The 15,436-nt window shown below is 45.5% G+C and carries 13 protein-coding genes; 8 read left to right on the forward strand and 5 right to left on the reverse strand.

Annotated features, from left to right (window positions below; genetic code table 11):
• Window positions 1–62 precede the first annotated feature (62 nt).
• From lpdA to ampD, 5 genes are all read right to left on the reverse strand, one after another.
• Entirely contained in the window at window positions 63–1,493 is a 1,431-nt protein-coding gene (gene lpdA, locus AB4512_RS21475) for a dihydrolipoyl dehydrogenase (RefSeq protein WP_017059440.1), read from the reverse strand.
• A gap of 242 nt (window positions 1,494–1,735) precedes the next feature.
• The gene (gene aceF / locus AB4512_RS21480) at window positions 1,736–3,649 is read right to left on the reverse strand and encodes a pyruvate dehydrogenase complex dihydrolipoyllysine-residue acetyltransferase (protein WP_372083291.1); all 1,914 of its coding nucleotides are present in this window, start codon (window positions 3,647–3,649) and stop codon (window positions 1,736–1,738) included.
• A gap of 26 nt (window positions 3,650–3,675) precedes the next feature.
• Window positions 3,676–6,339, reverse strand: coding sequence for a pyruvate dehydrogenase (acetyl-transferring), homodimeric type (gene aceE, locus AB4512_RS21485; RefSeq protein WP_017059442.1), 2,664 nt, complete (start codon window positions 6,337–6,339; stop codon window positions 3,676–3,678).
• Between the two features lie 62 nt (window positions 6,340–6,401).
• Window positions 6,402–7,163, reverse strand: coding sequence for a pyruvate dehydrogenase complex transcriptional repressor PdhR (pdhR, locus tag AB4512_RS21490; protein ID WP_017059443.1), 762 nt, complete (start codon window positions 7,161–7,163; stop codon window positions 6,402–6,404).
• Between the two features lie 483 nt (window positions 7,164–7,646).
• Entirely contained in the window at window positions 7,647–8,246 is a 600-nt protein-coding gene (ampD, locus tag AB4512_RS21495) for a 1,6-anhydro-N-acetylmuramyl-L-alanine amidase AmpD (RefSeq protein ID WP_372128073.1), read from the reverse strand.
• An 83-nt stretch (window positions 8,247–8,329) separates the two neighbouring features.
• Between ampD and nadC the strand changes: the two genes are divergently transcribed.
• The 8 genes from nadC to yacG all read left to right on the forward strand — a co-directional run bounded on the left by nadC (window position 8,330) and on the right by yacG (window position 15,418).
• Window positions 8,330–9,220, forward strand: a complete 891-nt coding sequence (gene nadC / locus AB4512_RS21500; RefSeq protein ID WP_017065901.1) for a carboxylating nicotinate-nucleotide diphosphorylase — start codon at window positions 8,330–8,332, stop codon at window positions 9,218–9,220.
• Between the two features lie 254 nt (window positions 9,221–9,474).
• Window positions 9,475–9,888: a prepilin-type N-terminal cleavage/methylation domain-containing protein gene (locus tag AB4512_RS21505; protein WP_372128072.1), complete on the forward strand. Its 414-nt coding sequence runs from the start codon at window positions 9,475–9,477 to the stop codon at window positions 9,886–9,888.
• Window positions 9,888–11,573, forward strand: coding sequence for a type IV-A pilus assembly ATPase PilB (gene pilB / locus AB4512_RS21510; protein ID WP_372128071.1), 1,686 nt, complete (start codon window positions 9,888–9,890; stop codon window positions 11,571–11,573). The genes AB4512_RS21505 and pilB overlap by 1 nt, the downstream gene beginning before the upstream one ends.
• Before the next feature lie 14 nt (window positions 11,574–11,587).
• A complete protein-coding gene (locus AB4512_RS21515) occupies window positions 11,588–12,817 on the forward strand; it encodes a type II secretion system F family protein (RefSeq protein ID WP_372128070.1) in 1,230 nt (409 codons plus the stop codon).
• A 67-nt stretch (window positions 12,818–12,884) separates the two neighbouring features.
• Complete coding sequence (locus AB4512_RS21520; protein ID WP_017065897.1) at window positions 12,885–13,754, forward strand: A24 family peptidase; 870 nt, start codon at window positions 12,885–12,887, stop codon at window positions 13,752–13,754.
• Window positions 13,755–13,756: 2 nt separating this feature from the next.
• On the forward strand, window positions 13,757–14,371 hold the full coding sequence (gene coaE / locus AB4512_RS21525) for a dephospho-CoA kinase (protein WP_017058946.1): 615 nt from the start codon (window positions 13,757–13,759) through the stop codon (window positions 14,369–14,371).
• Window positions 14,372–14,397: 26 nt separating this feature from the next.
• Window positions 14,398–15,138 (forward strand): cell division protein ZapD, encoded by a 741-nt coding sequence (zapD, locus tag AB4512_RS21530; protein WP_017063237.1) that lies wholly within the window; start codon window positions 14,398–14,400, stop codon window positions 15,136–15,138.
• Between the two features lie 82 nt (window positions 15,139–15,220).
• Window positions 15,221–15,418, forward strand: coding sequence for a DNA gyrase inhibitor YacG (gene yacG / locus AB4512_RS21535; RefSeq protein ID WP_004735515.1), 198 nt, complete (start codon window positions 15,221–15,223; stop codon window positions 15,416–15,418).
• Window positions 15,419–15,436: the final 18 nt, after the last annotated feature.

Below are 15,436 nucleotides of genomic sequence, written 5' to 3' on the forward strand. Positions count from 1 at the left end.
TTTACGGGGTCACTTCACAAATCAGCGGCTTTTAAAAACATTAGCGAGTGACTAAGAAAGAATTACTTCTTCTTTTTCACTGCTTTCTTATTTGGAAGGTCAGTGATTGAACCTTCGAATACTTCCGCAGCTAGACCAACAGACTCGTGTAGAGTTGGGTGAGCGTGGATAGTAAGTGCGATATCTTCTGCATCACAACCCATTTCGATCGCTAGGCCGATTTCGCCAAGAAGTTCACCACCGTTAGTACCAACAACAGCACCACCGATTACGCGATGAGTATCTTTATCGAAGATCATCTTAGTCACGCCGTCTGCACAGTCAGAAGCGATTGCACGACCAGAAGCAGCCCAAGGGAAAGTAGCAACTTCGTAATTGATGCCTTCAGCTTTCGCTTCTTTCTCAGTCTTACCTACCCAAGCAACTTCTGGCTCAGTGTACGCAATTGATGGGATTACTTTAGGGTCGAAGTAGTGCTTCTTACCAGAGATAACTTCAGCAGCTACGTGACCTTCATGCACACCTTTGTGAGCAAGCATTGGTTGACCAACAACATCACCGATCGCGTGGATGTGAGGAACATTAGTACGCATTTGCTTATCAACATTGATGAAACCACGCTCATCAACTTCGATACCCGCTTTTTCAGCGTCGATAAGTGCACCGTTTGGAACACGACCGATAGCAACAAGAACAGCATCGTAGCGTTCAGCTTCAGCTGGTGCTTTTTTGCCTTCCATTGAAACGTAGATACCGTCTTCTTTTGCTTCAACAGCAGTCACTTTAGTTTCAAGCATTAGCTTGAACTTGTTCTTAATGCGCTTAGTGAAAACTTTAACGATGTCTTTATCCGCAGCAGGGATAACTTGATCGAACATCTCTACAACTTCAACTTTAGAACCTAGAGAGTGGTAAACCGTACCCATCTCAAGACCGATGATACCGCCGCCCATGATAAGCAGTTTTTCAGGTACTTCGTTTAGTTCTAGTGCATCCGTAGAATCCCAAATACGTGGGTCTTCATGTGGGATGAAAGGAAGTTTGATTGGGCGAGAACCCGCAGCAATGATTGCGTTGTCGAAGTTAACAGTTGTTGCTTCGCCTTCGCCTTCAACAAGAATGCTGTTAGGACCAGTGAACTTACCGAAACCGTTAACAACAGTAACGTTACGCATCTTAGCCATACCGCCAAGACCGCCAGTTAGTTGATCAACTACTTTTTCTTTCCAGATACGGATCTTGTTGATGTCCGTTTGTGGCTCGCCGAATACAACGCCGTGCTCTGCCATCGCTTTAGCTTCTTCGATTACTTTAGAAACGTGAAGAAGTGCTTTTGATGGAATACAACCAACGTTTAGACATACACCACCAAGAGTGCTGTAACGTTCAACTAGTACTGTTTCTAGACCTAAATCCGCACAACGGAATGCCGCTGAGTAACCAGCAGGACCTGAACCAAGTACAACAACTTGGGCTTTAATTTCTTTGCTCATTGTGACCTCTTGTAGTCATTATCCCTAACAGGCTGAGTAGATGTTCTTAAAATTATTGGGCTTTCAAACAGGAAACATTTTACAGAGATGTTAACAGTGTGAAAGTAGCTTTAAGTTAGCCTGTGAGCTAGACAACAATTCCCCATCAGATTATGAGAAATGCAGGAAACTGTTCTCTAAAAATAGTCTTTATATAAAGAATTAAGGTGACCCGAAAGTCACCTTAATAATTACTTTCTCAATTACAGTACTAGACGACGAATGTCAGATAGTGCGCTGTTTAGGAAAGTAATGAAGCGTGCACCTTCAGCACCATCGATCACACGGTGGTCGTATGATAGAGACAGTGGAAGCTGTAGACGTGGTTGGAACTCTTTACCATTCCAAACTGGCTTAATTTCAGACTTAGATACACCTAGGATACCTACTTCTGGAGCATTTACGATTGGAGTAAATGCAGTGCCGCCAATACCACCAAGGCTAGAGATTGTGAAACAACCGCCTTGCATGTCTGCCGCTGTTAGCTTACCAGAACGTGCTTTCTTAGAAACAGCCATTAGCTCTTCAGATAGCTCGTAAATGCCTTTCTTGTTCACGTCTTTGAAGACAGGAACAACTAGACCGTTTGGTGTATCAACAGCGATACCCACGTTTACGTACTTCTTAAGAATGATGCTTTCGCCATCTTCAGAAAGAGAAGAGTTAAACGCTGGGAATGCTTCTAGCGCTTTAGCAACAGCTTTCATGATGAACACAAGTGGAGTGATCTTCATGCCAGTGTCTTTCTTCGCTTCGATTGCGTTCTGTTCTTTACGGAATGCTTCTAGCTCAGTGATGTCTGCGTTGTCCCATTGTGTAACGTGAGGGATCATTACCCAGTTACGGTGCAGGTTAGCACCAGAGATCTTCTTAATCTTAGAAAGCTTCTGAACTTCAGTTTCGCCGAACTTGCTGAAGTCAACTTTTGGCCATGGTAGTAGACCAAGAGCAGAACCGTCGCCGCCTTTGCCAGATGCAGCTGCACCAGACTCAAGACGCTTAAGTGCATCTTTAACGTAAGACTGAACGTCTTCTTTAAGGATACGGCTCTTACGACCAGTACCTTTAACCTTAGAAAGGTTAACGCCAAATTCACGAGCTAGACGACGAACTACTGGAGAAGCGTGCGCGTAGTCACCGTTCTCTTGGAAGTCGCCAGCTGCTGCTGCAGGTGCTTCTGCTTTAGGAGCAGGTGCCGCCGCTGGAGCTGCTGCTTGTGCTGGTGCTGCAACAGGAGCAGGAGCTGCGCCTTCAACCGGAGTGCCGGCCACGACGAAAGTCATGATTAGAGAGCCAGTTGACACTTTGTCGCCAGCTGCAATCTTGATCTCTTTTACTGTACCAGCGAATGGTGCAGGAACTTCCATTGAAGCTTTGTCGCCTTCAACAGTAATTAGAGATTGCTCTTCTTCTACTGTATCGCCAACCGCTACCATGATTTCAGTAACTTCTACTTCGTCACCACCGATATCAGGAACGTTTACTTCTTTTTCAGCTGATGCTGCTGGAGCCGCTGCAACTGGTGCAGCCGCCGCAGGAGCCGGAGCTGCTGCAGGTGCTGAACCAGCCACTTCGAATACCATTACTAGAGAACCAGTAGAAACTGAATCACCAGAAGCGATCTTGATTTCTTTAACGATACCAGCGAATGGTGCAGGAACTTCCATAGAAGCCTTATCGCCTTCAACAGTAAGAAGAGATTGCTCTTCTTCTACTGCGTCACCGATAGCAACCATGATTTCAGTTACTTCAACTTCATCACCGCCGATGTCTGGTACGTGAACTTCTTTAAGCTCAGCCGCCGCTGCAGGAGCTGCAGCAACTGGTGCCGCCGCTTCAACTGCTGGCGCAGCCGGTGCTGCAGCAGCACCTTCCGCAGGAGAGCCTGCCTCTTCAAAGATCATGATAAGAGAACCAGTAGAAACTGAATCGCCTTCAGCTACTTTGATTTCTTTAACGATACCCGCTTGAGACGCTGGAACTTCCATTGAAGCTTTGTCGCCTTCAACAGTGATCAGTGACTGCTCTTCTTCAACCTTGTCACCAACGTTTACAAGAATCTCAGTTACTTCAACCTCGTCAGCACCGATGTCTGGTACATTAATTTCGATTGTCATTGTATTTACCTACCTTAATGCCAGTCTTATGCGTATTGCGGGTTAGTTTTTTCAGTGTCGATATCGAACTTAGCAATTGCTTCAACAACTACTGATTTCTCGATGTCACCACGTTTAGCCAGTTCAGTTAGAGCTGCAACTACGATGTAGCCAGCGTTAACTTCGAAGTGACGACGTAGGTTTGCACGGCTGTCAGAGCGGCCGAAACCATCTGTACCAAGTACTTTGTAAGACTCAGTTGGCATGTACGCACGTACTTGCTCAGCGTAGTTCTTCATGTAGTCAGTCACTGCGATTGCAGGTTCTTTACCAAGAACAGTCGTGATGTACGGTACTTTCTCTTCAGCTTCTGGGTGAAGCATGTTGTCACGCTCTACCGCTTGGCCGTCACGAGTTAGTTCGTTGAACGACGTTACAGAGAATACGTCAGATGCTACGCCGTACTCTTCGCTTAGAATTTCAGCCGCTTTACGCGCTTCGTTCATGATAGTACCAGAGCTCATTAGTTGAACTTTGCCCTTAGCACCAGCGTGAGATTCAAGCTTGTAGATACCCTTACGGATGCCTTCTTCAGCGCCTTCTGGCATTGCTGGCATTGCGTAGTTCTCGTTCATTACTGTTAGGTAGTAGTAAACGTTCTCTTGCTCAGGACCGTACATGCGACGGATACCGTCTTGCATGATTACTGCTAGCTCGTAAGCGAACGTTGGGTCGTAAGAGATACAGTTAGGGATAGTGTTCGCTTGGATGTGCGAGTGACCATCTTCGTGCTGTAGACCTTCACCGTTCAGTGTTGTACGACCTGCAGTAGCACCTAGTAGGAAGCCACGAGCTTGTTGGTCGCCTGCTAGCCATGCCATGTCACCAATACGTTGGAAACCGAACATTGAGTAGTAGATGTAGAACGGGATCATCGGTAGATCGTTTGTGCTGTATGAAGTTGCAGCAGCAACCCATGAAGCCATAGAACCTAGTTCGTTGATACCTTCTTGAAGAACTTGACCAGACGTTGCTTCTTTGTAGTAAGAAACGATGCCTTTATCTTCAGGTGTGTATTCTTGACCGTGTGGGTTGTAGATACCAACCTGACGGAATAGACCTTCCATACCGAATGTACGAGCTTCATCACAGATGATAGGAACGATGTTCTTACCAATGTTCTTATCTTTAAGAAGGATGTTTAGCGTACGTACATAAGCCATAGTTGTAGAGATATCACGCTTCTGTTCACCTAGTAGAGGTGCGAATGCGTCTAGCTCAGGAACCTTGAACTCTTGAGTAAACTTAGGAAGACGTGCAGGTGTGTAACCGTGTAGAGCGTTACGACGAGCGTGCATGTATTCGTACTCAGGCGTACCTTCTTCCAATTTCAGGTAAGGAAGTTCAGCGATCTTCTCATCTGAAAGGATGTCTTCTAGGCCTAGGCGATCACGTAGGTGTTGAACATGAGTCATGTCCATTTTCTTAACACCGTGTGCAATGTTCTTACCTTCAGCTGCATCACCCATGCCGTAACCTTTAACAGTCTTAGCTAGGATTACAGTTGGCTTACCGTTTGTCTCTTTAGCATTGTTGAATGCAGCAAACAGTTTAGAAGAATCGTGACCACCACGCTTAAGAGCGAAAATTTCGTCATCAGTCATGTCTGCAACTAGTGCAGCTGTTTCTGGGTACTTACCAAAGAAGTGCTCACGTACGTATGCGCCATCTTTAGATTTGAATGTTTGGTAGTCACCATCGATAGTTTCGTTCATTAGTTGAAGAAGCTTACCAGTAGTGTCTTTAGCTAGTAGAGAATCCCAGTTGCTACCCCAGATAACTTTAACAACGTTCCAACCTGCACCTTTGAATAGGCCTTCAAGTTCTTGGATGATGCTACCGTTACCCATTACAGGGCCGTCTAGACGCTGTAGGTTACAGTTGATTAGGAAACATAGGTTGTCTAGCTTCTCACGCGCAGCGAAAGAGATAGCACCACGTGATTCTGGCTCATCCATCTCACCGTCACCTAGGAACGCGTATACGCGTTGCGCTGAAGTTTCTTTCAGGCCACGGCCGTCAAGGTACTTAAGGAAGCGCGCTTGGTAGATAGCAGAGATAGGGCCAAGACCCATAGATACTGTCGGGAACTGCCAGAACTCAGGCATCAGTTTCGGGTGCGGGTAAGAAGGGATACCTTTACCATCAACTTCTTGACGGAAGTTATCTAGCTGTTCTTCAGTTAGACGACCTTCAACGAATGCACGAGAGTAGATACCTGGAGAGATGTGACCTTGGTAGTAAACTAGATCGCCACCGTCTGTCTCGTTTGGAGCACGGAAGAAGTGGTTGAAACATACTTCGTAGAACGCTGCTGCTGACTGGTAAGAAGCCATGTGACCACCAAGGTCTAGGTCTTTCTTAGAAGCACGCAATACGATCATGATTGCGTTCCAGCGAATAATCGAACGAATACGACGCTCAAGAGTTACGTCACCAGGGTAAGCTGGCTCTTGTGCTGCTGGAATTGTGTTGATGTAGTTTGTGTTGATGCCTGTAGCCATATCAACACCATCTAAACGTGCTTTATCTAGAACTTGTTCTAGTAAAAACTGTGCACGTTCTACACCTTCTTCACGTACTACTGACTCAAGAGCTTCTAACCAATCTTGAGTTTCCAGAGCATCAACGTCATGCTTCATGTCAGACATGGCGATCTATCCTTTTTGTTAGTTGGATTCTACTAAACACGTAAAAAGCCGAAGTATTACGGCTATTTACCCTGTTGAATTCGACGTAGAGAACGTTCGCGGCGCGACTCTTCCTTCGTCAAATCCAGCAATGTTTCTTCGATGTAAGCTAAATGAGAGTGTGACATTTCACGTGCCTGTTCTGGCTGCCCTGAAACAATCGCATCTACAATGTTAGCTCGATGTATACTCACTTTCTCCACAACGTCTTTACGACGATGCAACAGCTTTAAATTCTCTAAGACGTTTTGTTCGAGTAACGGAGCCAAGCTACGAACAATGTGCAATAACACCACATTGTGCGCTGCCTCTGTTAAAGCAATAAGAAAAGCCATCACCGCTGCAGATTCGGCTTCAATATCACCCTTTTCTTGCGCGCCGTGAATTTTTTCTTGGCAGGCTTGAATACGAGCAAAGTCTTCATCGGTTCCACGCAATGCCGCGAAGTAAGCCGAAATCCCTTCCATCGCATGACGCGATTCCAACAAGTCTAGTTGGGTTTCAGAATGGGACGACAACAAATTAAGCAAAGGATCTGAAAAGCTTTTCCAGATATTTTCGCTAACAAACGTACCTCCACCTTGACGGCGAGTAAGCAAGCGTTTTGCTTCTAAACGTTGTATCGCTTCTCGGATCGAAGGACGAGACACATCGAACTGTTTCGCCAGTTCGCGCTCAGGCGGCAGCTGCTGCCCTGGAGCCAGTGTTCCTTCCACTATCAACCTTTCTAACTCTTGTTCGATAACATCGGAGAGTTTTGGCTGACGAATCCTTTGATAAGCCATAGTTTGTTGTTCTTCTTTTTCTTCGCTGACAATTGGTAATACCAATTTTAAGTTGGGCAGAAATTAACATAATTAAAACGCCACTGTCCAGCCTAAAATTGACCTGCATCATAGAATACAGCGTGAATTAACCATGATTTAACAAATGAAATTTAAAACAGCAACCAAATTGGTCTTACCATTTACAGGGGTAATACTTTTGGGGAGTGTTCGTGCTAGAAAGTTTCAGGATAAAAATGAATTGTTTCAGAAAGATTAGTGTCACTCGTTTAAAAATCGAACCAAGCGCACATTTAGGGTGGAAATTCTGTTCATAAGTTTTAATAAATGAGTGTTTGATAAGTTCGTCACACTCTCAATTTATTGATGCGCTTCTCTCCACCACTTTCTTTACATCGCAACAACAAAAATTCACAAGTCATTATGCTAGGCGTTGACTATTCAACGCCCGCCAGCGGTCAAGCCATCGTCAAAAACGGAGGCTTAAGCTTTGAGATTTTTTTTAAACTTCTGCCAATCGAACACCAAGCCAGGGTCAGTTTTACGCAGAGGCGCTATGTATTGATGGCCAGTGATACGTTCGCTGGTGATTTGAGGGAACGTCGATACGATAGTTTCTGTTAATTGGGCAAGCGCTTGATACTGCTGCTCAGTGTAAGCCACAAAGTCACTACCTTCCAGTTCAATACCAATCGAATAGTCATTGCACCTTTCACGCCCTGCAAAACTCGACTGGCCAGCATGCCAAGCTCGGTCTAAGAAAGAAACGAACTGCACCACTTCCCCATCGCGACGAATCAAACAGTGCGCCGATACGCCCATTTGGTGAATCACCTTAAAAAATGGATGTTCCGAAGCGTCGAGTTTACCCGTAAAAAATTGTTCGATGTAAGGCCCACCAAATTGCCCCGGAGGCAGGCTAATGTTATGAACCACCAGCAGCGAGATATCGTCGGCACTCGGTCGAGCATCAAAATACGGGGAAGGAACATGCCGAGCGTTGTCATACCATCCATTGGAGGTGATCGTCATCTTGGTCTCACTTTCGTTTCTGCTAGCACAATAAGATGTGACCTTGCCCATAGAGCAGTCGCGCTAGCCTCTTTAATTTGAAGTTAAGCAAGAGTATCATTCCATTCCCACTCCCTTTCAAGATTAGATTTGCGATGAAAAACACACATAACAGCCACCAACGCCTTGACTACTTAAAAGAGCAACTGCCTCTAGAGATCACTCGTGCAGTCGCTGAGACCATCAAAGAAGATCTAGGTGGAACGTTAGATCCAGCGGCTGATATTACGGCAAGTCTAATCCCTGCAGACGCAATCAACAGTGCAACCATTATTACCCGTGAGCACGGCGTGTTCTGCGGTAAAGCTTGGGCTGATGAAGTGTTCAAGCAACTGGGCGGTGAAGTGACTATCGAGTGGAATGTAGAAGATGGCGACAAAGTTGAACCAAACCAAACGCTTTGCACGCTAACTGGCCCAGCTCGCGCACTATTAACCGGTGAGCGTAACGCAATGAACTTCATTCAAACGCTATCTGGCTGTGCGACTACGACGGCTATCTACGCAGACAAAATCAAACACACTGAATGCCGCTTGTTAGATACTCGTAAAACAATTCCTGGCCTACGCAGCGCACTGAAATACGCGGTGGCTTGTGGTGGCGGTTTCAATCACCGTATTGGTGTTTTCGATGCTTACCTAATCAAAGAAAACCACATCATCGCTTGTGGTGGCATTGAGAAGGCTATCTCTACAGCAAAAGAGCTGAACCCAGGTAAGCCTGTGGAAGTTGAAACCGAAAGCCTAGAAGAGCTAGAGCAAGCGATCAGCGCTGGCGCAGACATCATCATGCTAGATAACTTCACCACAGACATGATGCGTGAAGCTGTGAAAATCAACGCTGGACGTGCAGCACTAGAAAACTCTGGTAACGTGACGCTAGATACCATTGCTGAGTTCGCTGAAACAGGCGTTGATTACATCTCGGTAGGCGCACTCACTAAGCACCTAAAAGCAATGGATCTTTCGATGAGATTCAAAGCGTAATTTACTGAATAGTAAATAACTTATGACTAAGGCACCGTTAATGACGGTGTCTTTTTTATTGCTTAATTTATCAGTATTTCAATCACTTATTTAAGTCGATCGCATAATTTTGCGTGCTATATGAAACATCGCACTAATAAATACCAAACCACTCGCGACCACACCTGAATCTCATTCCACTTCCCCATTCCGACTTCTATTCTGTCCATCAACCAGTGCCTGCACTGAAACAAACTAAACAATGGATTAGAACAATGAATAACAAAAGTAAAAGAACAAATCAGAAAGGCTTTACGCTGATTGAATTAATGATTGTGGTGGCAATTATTGGGGTTTTATCGGCGATCGCTGTGCCTGCGTACCAAGATTACTCAGCTAAAGGGGCGCTAGGTTCGGCGCTAGCGACATCAACAGCACTAAAAACGCCAGTAGAGCAACATATAGTGGAGAATGGAAGTTTTCCGGCATCAGCAAGTATTGCGATACCTAGCTTTTCACTGGGTACCATAAACGTCGCAGCAAGCGGAGCTACAGGATCAAATGGTAGCATTACCGTAACCCTAACTAGTACTTCCGCAAATGGTGGCATTGTTACTTGGACACGAGAGGATGGTTTGTGGGAGTGCGGTATTTCAGGGACAACCTTTACCCTACAAGGTTGTGGTTAGTGCTAACCAACCTTCCAACCGTTCTATATCAGGCTGATTTACTTAGCCTGACTCAGGAACAAGCCGTTGCGGAACATATACATGCTTCGGGTATTTCGACACCTGAAGCTTTACTCGTTCTGGATTTTTTCACTAGCGAGAGTCTCGCACATAACATTCAGGCCATCTTCGGTCTGCCATTGGTGCAACTCGCCAATGTTGATTATGAAATCTTATGTGACCAATTAGGGCTTCGTGAACTGATCACCAAGTATCGTGCGATACCGATTTCAGTCTCTAATTCTACTCTAACACTCGCCTCAGCCGACCCGACCGATTTACAAGCCGAAGATGATTTCCGATTCGCGACGGGATTACAGATTGAATTAGTTGTCGCTAACTACTCTGAATTAGAAGGCGCAATACGCAAGTTGTATGGCCGCTCTATTTCCGGGCAAGGTTCGAAACGCAAAGAGATCACTCAAGATGAACTCGCCAATCTTGTTGAAGTCTCTGACGACGAGATAGCGTCGATTGAAGACCTCAGCCAGGACGACTCCCCCGTTAGCCGGTTTATCAATCAGATACTGGTTGATGCGGTACGCAAAGGTGCATCAGATATCCACTTCGAACCTTATGAAGAGCACTACCGAGTACGCCTGCGTTGTGATGGCATCCTTGTCGAGATTCAACAGCCAGCCTCCCACTTAAGTCGCCGTTTATCAGCCCGTTTAAAGATTCTCGCCAAGCTTGATATCGCCGAACGTCGCTTACCTCAAGATGGTCGTATTAAATTACGTTTAAACGACGAACTGGCGATTGATATGCGTGTATCGACGCTGCCAACTCTCTGGGGAGAAAAGATCGTTCTTCGTCTTTTAGACAGCAGCGCTGCCAATCTCGATATCGATAAGCTCGGTTACAGCGAGGATCAAAAAACACTCTACCTTAATGCATTGAAACGCCCACAAGGGATGATCTTAATGACCGGGCCAACCGGCAGTGGCAAAACCGTCTCTCTTTATACTGGCCTTCAAATTCTTAACACCACTGAACGCAACATCTCAACAGCCGAAGATCCGGTGGAGATTAACCTGTGTGGCATCAATCAGGTACAAGTGACGCCTAAGATCGGCTTTGGATTTGCTGAGGCGCTGCGATCATTTTTACGACAAGATCCTGATGTGGTGATGGTTGGAGAGATCCGCGACTTGGAAACCGCAGAGATCGCGATCAAAGCCTCACAAACAGGCCACTTAGTGCTTTCGACACTGCACACCAATTCGGCAGCAGAAACCGTGACTCGCCTCTCTCATATGGGGATAGAACCTTTTAACCTCGCTTCATCATTAAGCCTGATTATCGCCCAACGACTGGCAAGACGACTGTGCGACCACTGTAAAGCCGCTGATGACTCACCTGATATATTTCTACGCCACTCTATTCCCAATAGCCAAATCATCTACAAAGCCAGCTCACAAGGATGCAATGAGTGTAATCAGGGATACTCGGGGCGAGTCGGTATCTATGAAGTCATGCCGTTTAGCGACCAACTGAAAAATAGCCTGATCGACAAACCGAACGCGTTAGCCATTGAAAACTTGGCACGTCGAGAGGGCATGAGAACTCTGCAAGAGTCGGGGCTAGATAAATTGCTTGAAGGCACCACCAGCTATCAAGAGCTACAACGTGTTCTATACCTATAATTCACGGAGCGAAAATGAGTAGTAAAAGCAAACAATCACAACTAAAAAACTACCATTGGAAGGGAATCAATAGTTCTGGCAAGAAAGTGTCTGGGCAGAGCTTAGCGCTCACCGAATTAGAAGTACGAGAGAAGCTCAAAGAGCAGCACATTCAGATTAAGAAAATCAAAAAGAAAAGCATCTCAGCAATCACTCGTTTAACCCATCGAGTCAAAGCCAAAGACATCACTATTTTGACTCGCCAACTGGCTACCATGTTGGCGACTGGTGTGCCGATCGTGCAAGCCATCAAGCTGGTGTCAGACAATCACCGCAAAGCAGAAATGAAATCGATTTTATCGCACATCTGCAAAGGTGTAGAAGCTGGCACGCCAATCTCAAAAGCAATGCGAACTGCAAGCCGCCACTTTGATGACCTATACACTGATTTGGTCGCCACAGGCGAGCTCTCCGGTAACCTTGCACAAGTATTTGAACGCTTGGCGACCTATCGTGAAAAGAGTGAGCAACTAAAATCCAAGGTTATAAAGGCTCTCATCTACCCAGCAATGGTTGTAGCGGTCGCCCTTACCGTTTCCTACTTAATGCTGACCATGGTGATTCCAGAGTTTGAGTCGATGTTTTCAGGCTTTGGCGCCGACCTGCCTTGGTTCACCCAACAAGTACTCTACCTTTCCCATTGGATGCAGGCTTACAGTTTTTATACGGCTGTAGGCATCGGGCTTGTTGTTCTGATTATTTACCAACTATGCCAGCGCTCCCACTCGTTCAGACTGTCTGTCAGTCGGCTAGGATTGCGCTTCCCTGTTCTCGGTGGCGTATTAGCGAAAGCCTCAATAGCCAAATTCAGCCGAACCTTATCAACAAGCTTTAGTTCCGGTATTCCTATTTTAATGAGCCTAAAAACCACAGCCAAAACCGCAGGCAACCTACATTATGAATCAGCAATCATTGAGGTTCACCGAGAAACCGCAGCAGGCATGCCGATGTATATCGCGATGCGCAATACCAATGCCTTCCCTGAAATGGTGTTGCAGATGGTGATGATTGGTGAAGAGTCGGGCAACCTTGATGATATGCTCAATAAAGTCGCTTCCATTTACGAGTTTGAAGTAGACAACACCGTCGACAATTTAGGCAAAATTTTAGAACCATTGATCATCGTATTTTTGGGAACGGTTGTTGGCGGGCTTGTGGTTGCGATGTACTTACCGATCTTTAATCTTATGAGTGTGTTAGGATAGCCAAAAGCAACTTAACACCCATGAGTAGCAAACTTCTGCTCATATAGATCAAGTGGTAAAGGACACTATGGAAGTATTTCACTACTATCCTTGGCTATTCCCCGTATTAGCTTTCATTTTTAGCCTTCTTATCGGCAGCTTCCTCAATGTAGTCATACACCGCTTACCGATTATGATGGAGCGAGAGTGGCAACAAGAGTGCTCGGAATATTTCTCTCAATATAAAATTCCAGCGCCAGAGGGAAAGTTCAATCTCAGCATTCCTCGTTCAACCTGCCCGAAATGCAAAACCCAATTAAGAATCGTCGACAATATCCCAGTGTTAAGCTGGTTGCTCTTAAAGGGTAAGTGCCACAGCTGCGCTAATCCAATCAGTGCTCGCTACCCTTTGGTCGAACTGCTTACAGCAATACTTTGCACAATGGTTGCTAGCCACTTTGGTTTCAGTTACTACGCCATTGCTTTGATTCTTTTCACCTTCGCACTGATTACCGCGACCTTTATCGATCTCGATACCATGTTGTTGCCTGATCAAATCACCTTGCCTTTGGTATGGTCCGGTATCGCATTAGCACTGTTTAATATCGGCCCAGTATCGCTGCAAGATTCCGTGGTTGGCGCAATGGCTGGTTACCTCGCTTTATGGTCTGTTTATTGGTTGTTCAAACTACTGACAGGCAAAGAAGGCATGGGTTACGGTGACTTCAAACTCCTGGCTGCGCTTGGCGCATGGCTTGGTTGGCAGCACCTACCGATGATCATCCTTTTATCTTCGCTTGTTGGCCTTGTGTTTGGTTTGATTCAACTTCGCTTGAAACAGCAAGGCATAGATAAAGCCTTTCCATTTGGGCCCTACCTTGCGATTGCGGGTTGGGTAAGCTTGATGTGGGGTAACGACATCATGGGTTGGTATTTCACTTCTGTACTAGGAATTTAACCATGGCAATCATTATCGGATTAAGCGGTGGTATCGCCAGTGGCAAAACTACGGTCGCTAACCTGTTCAATGAGCATTTTAATATAGATATTGTTGATGCTGATATCGTGGCACGTGAAGTGGTTGCGCTGGGCAGTGTCGGCTTAAAACAGATTACAGAACACTTTGGTGAGTCTATCTTGCTTGACGATGGAACACTCAACCGAAGTAGGCTGCGTGAGCTGATCTTCTCAGATCCTAAAGAAAAGCAGTGGCTCAATGATCTTCTTCATCCCATGATCCGTGACAAAATTGACAGTGACCTGTCTAAAATCACATCCCCGTATGGTTTATTAGTTGCACCGCTATTGGTGGAAAACCAAATGCAAGGCATGGCCGATCGCGTATTAATTGTTGATGTGCCAGCAGAAGTTCAAATAGAACGTACGATGAGTCGTGACAATGTTTCTAGGGAACAAGTTGCATCAATTTTAAAATCACAGGCTTCAAGAGAACAACGCTTAGCAGTTGCAGATGACGTGATTAAAAACCATACTAAAAACCAAGAACTTTTGCCTCAAATCACAGATTTACATCAAAAGTATCTGGCAATCAGTGCTGTAGATGGGTCAGAATAGAACAATGTTGAATGAAGGTTTGCTCGATGATCACCCATAAATTTGAACATCCTCTAAATGAGAAAACACGCATCTACTTAAGAGTCGAATCACTCTTGAGGCAGCTACACTTGTCTTCTACATTTTCCGATGCTCAACAGTATCAACTCTTTTTCCGTTCCATCTTTGATCTGATTGAAATCTTCGAACAGATCCAACTCAAGAGCGAACTGGCAAAAGATATTGAGAAGCAACGTGTAACCTACAAAAGTTGGTTGGATGTTGAAGGTGTCGATCAAGAGATGCTGACATCACTGCTTAATGACATTGGTAACATCTATCGTGATCTGATGCAGGCAGAGCGTTTTGGCCAGTCACTTAAGGAAGACCGCTTCCTGAGTGCCATTCGCCAACGCTTTAATCTTCCAGGTGGCTCATGCTGCTTTGATTTACCGGCACTGCATTATTGGCTGCACCTTCCTCTCGATAAGAGAATGAGAGATGCTAAAGCGTGGATGGATAGCTTACAACCTCTGTATGAAGCGCTAACACTGTGGTTGAAGCTCACCAGAGAGACTGGTCACTTTAAAGAGCAAATCGCTCGCGCTGGCTTCTTCCAGAGCGATGCCGATGAAGCGAATATCCTTCGTCTATCTATTCCAATGCAATACGGTGCCTACCCGATGATCTCAGGTCACAAGAACCGCTTTGCTGTTAAGTTCATGAGCTTTGAAACAGGGCAAGCCTGTACTCAAGACATTGAATTTGAATTGGCTATCTGCACCTAATTAATTTTCTTTTTTTAGTTTGGCTTGAGTCTTCACTCGAGCCTAAACTCACTATTATTACACCTTCAAATTAAGAATCACTATGTCGAAGAAAATCACCATCGTTAAATGCCCTCAATGTAATGCTGACGTTGAATGGGGCGAACAAAGCCCGCACCGCCCGTTTTGCAGCAAGCAATGTCAGATGATTGATTTCGGTGAATGGGCAGACGAAGAGAACAGCATCGCTGGCGCACCAGATATGTCAGATAGCGATGGTTGGTCGGAAGATCCGCACTAAGCGAGTAGCGAGTAGCGA

Source organism: Vibrio sp. 10N.222.52.B7 (assembly GCF_041474275.1).
In the GTDB taxonomy this organism is placed as follows: Bacteria; Pseudomonadota; Gammaproteobacteria; order Enterobacterales; family Vibrionaceae; genus Vibrio; species Vibrio crassostreae_C.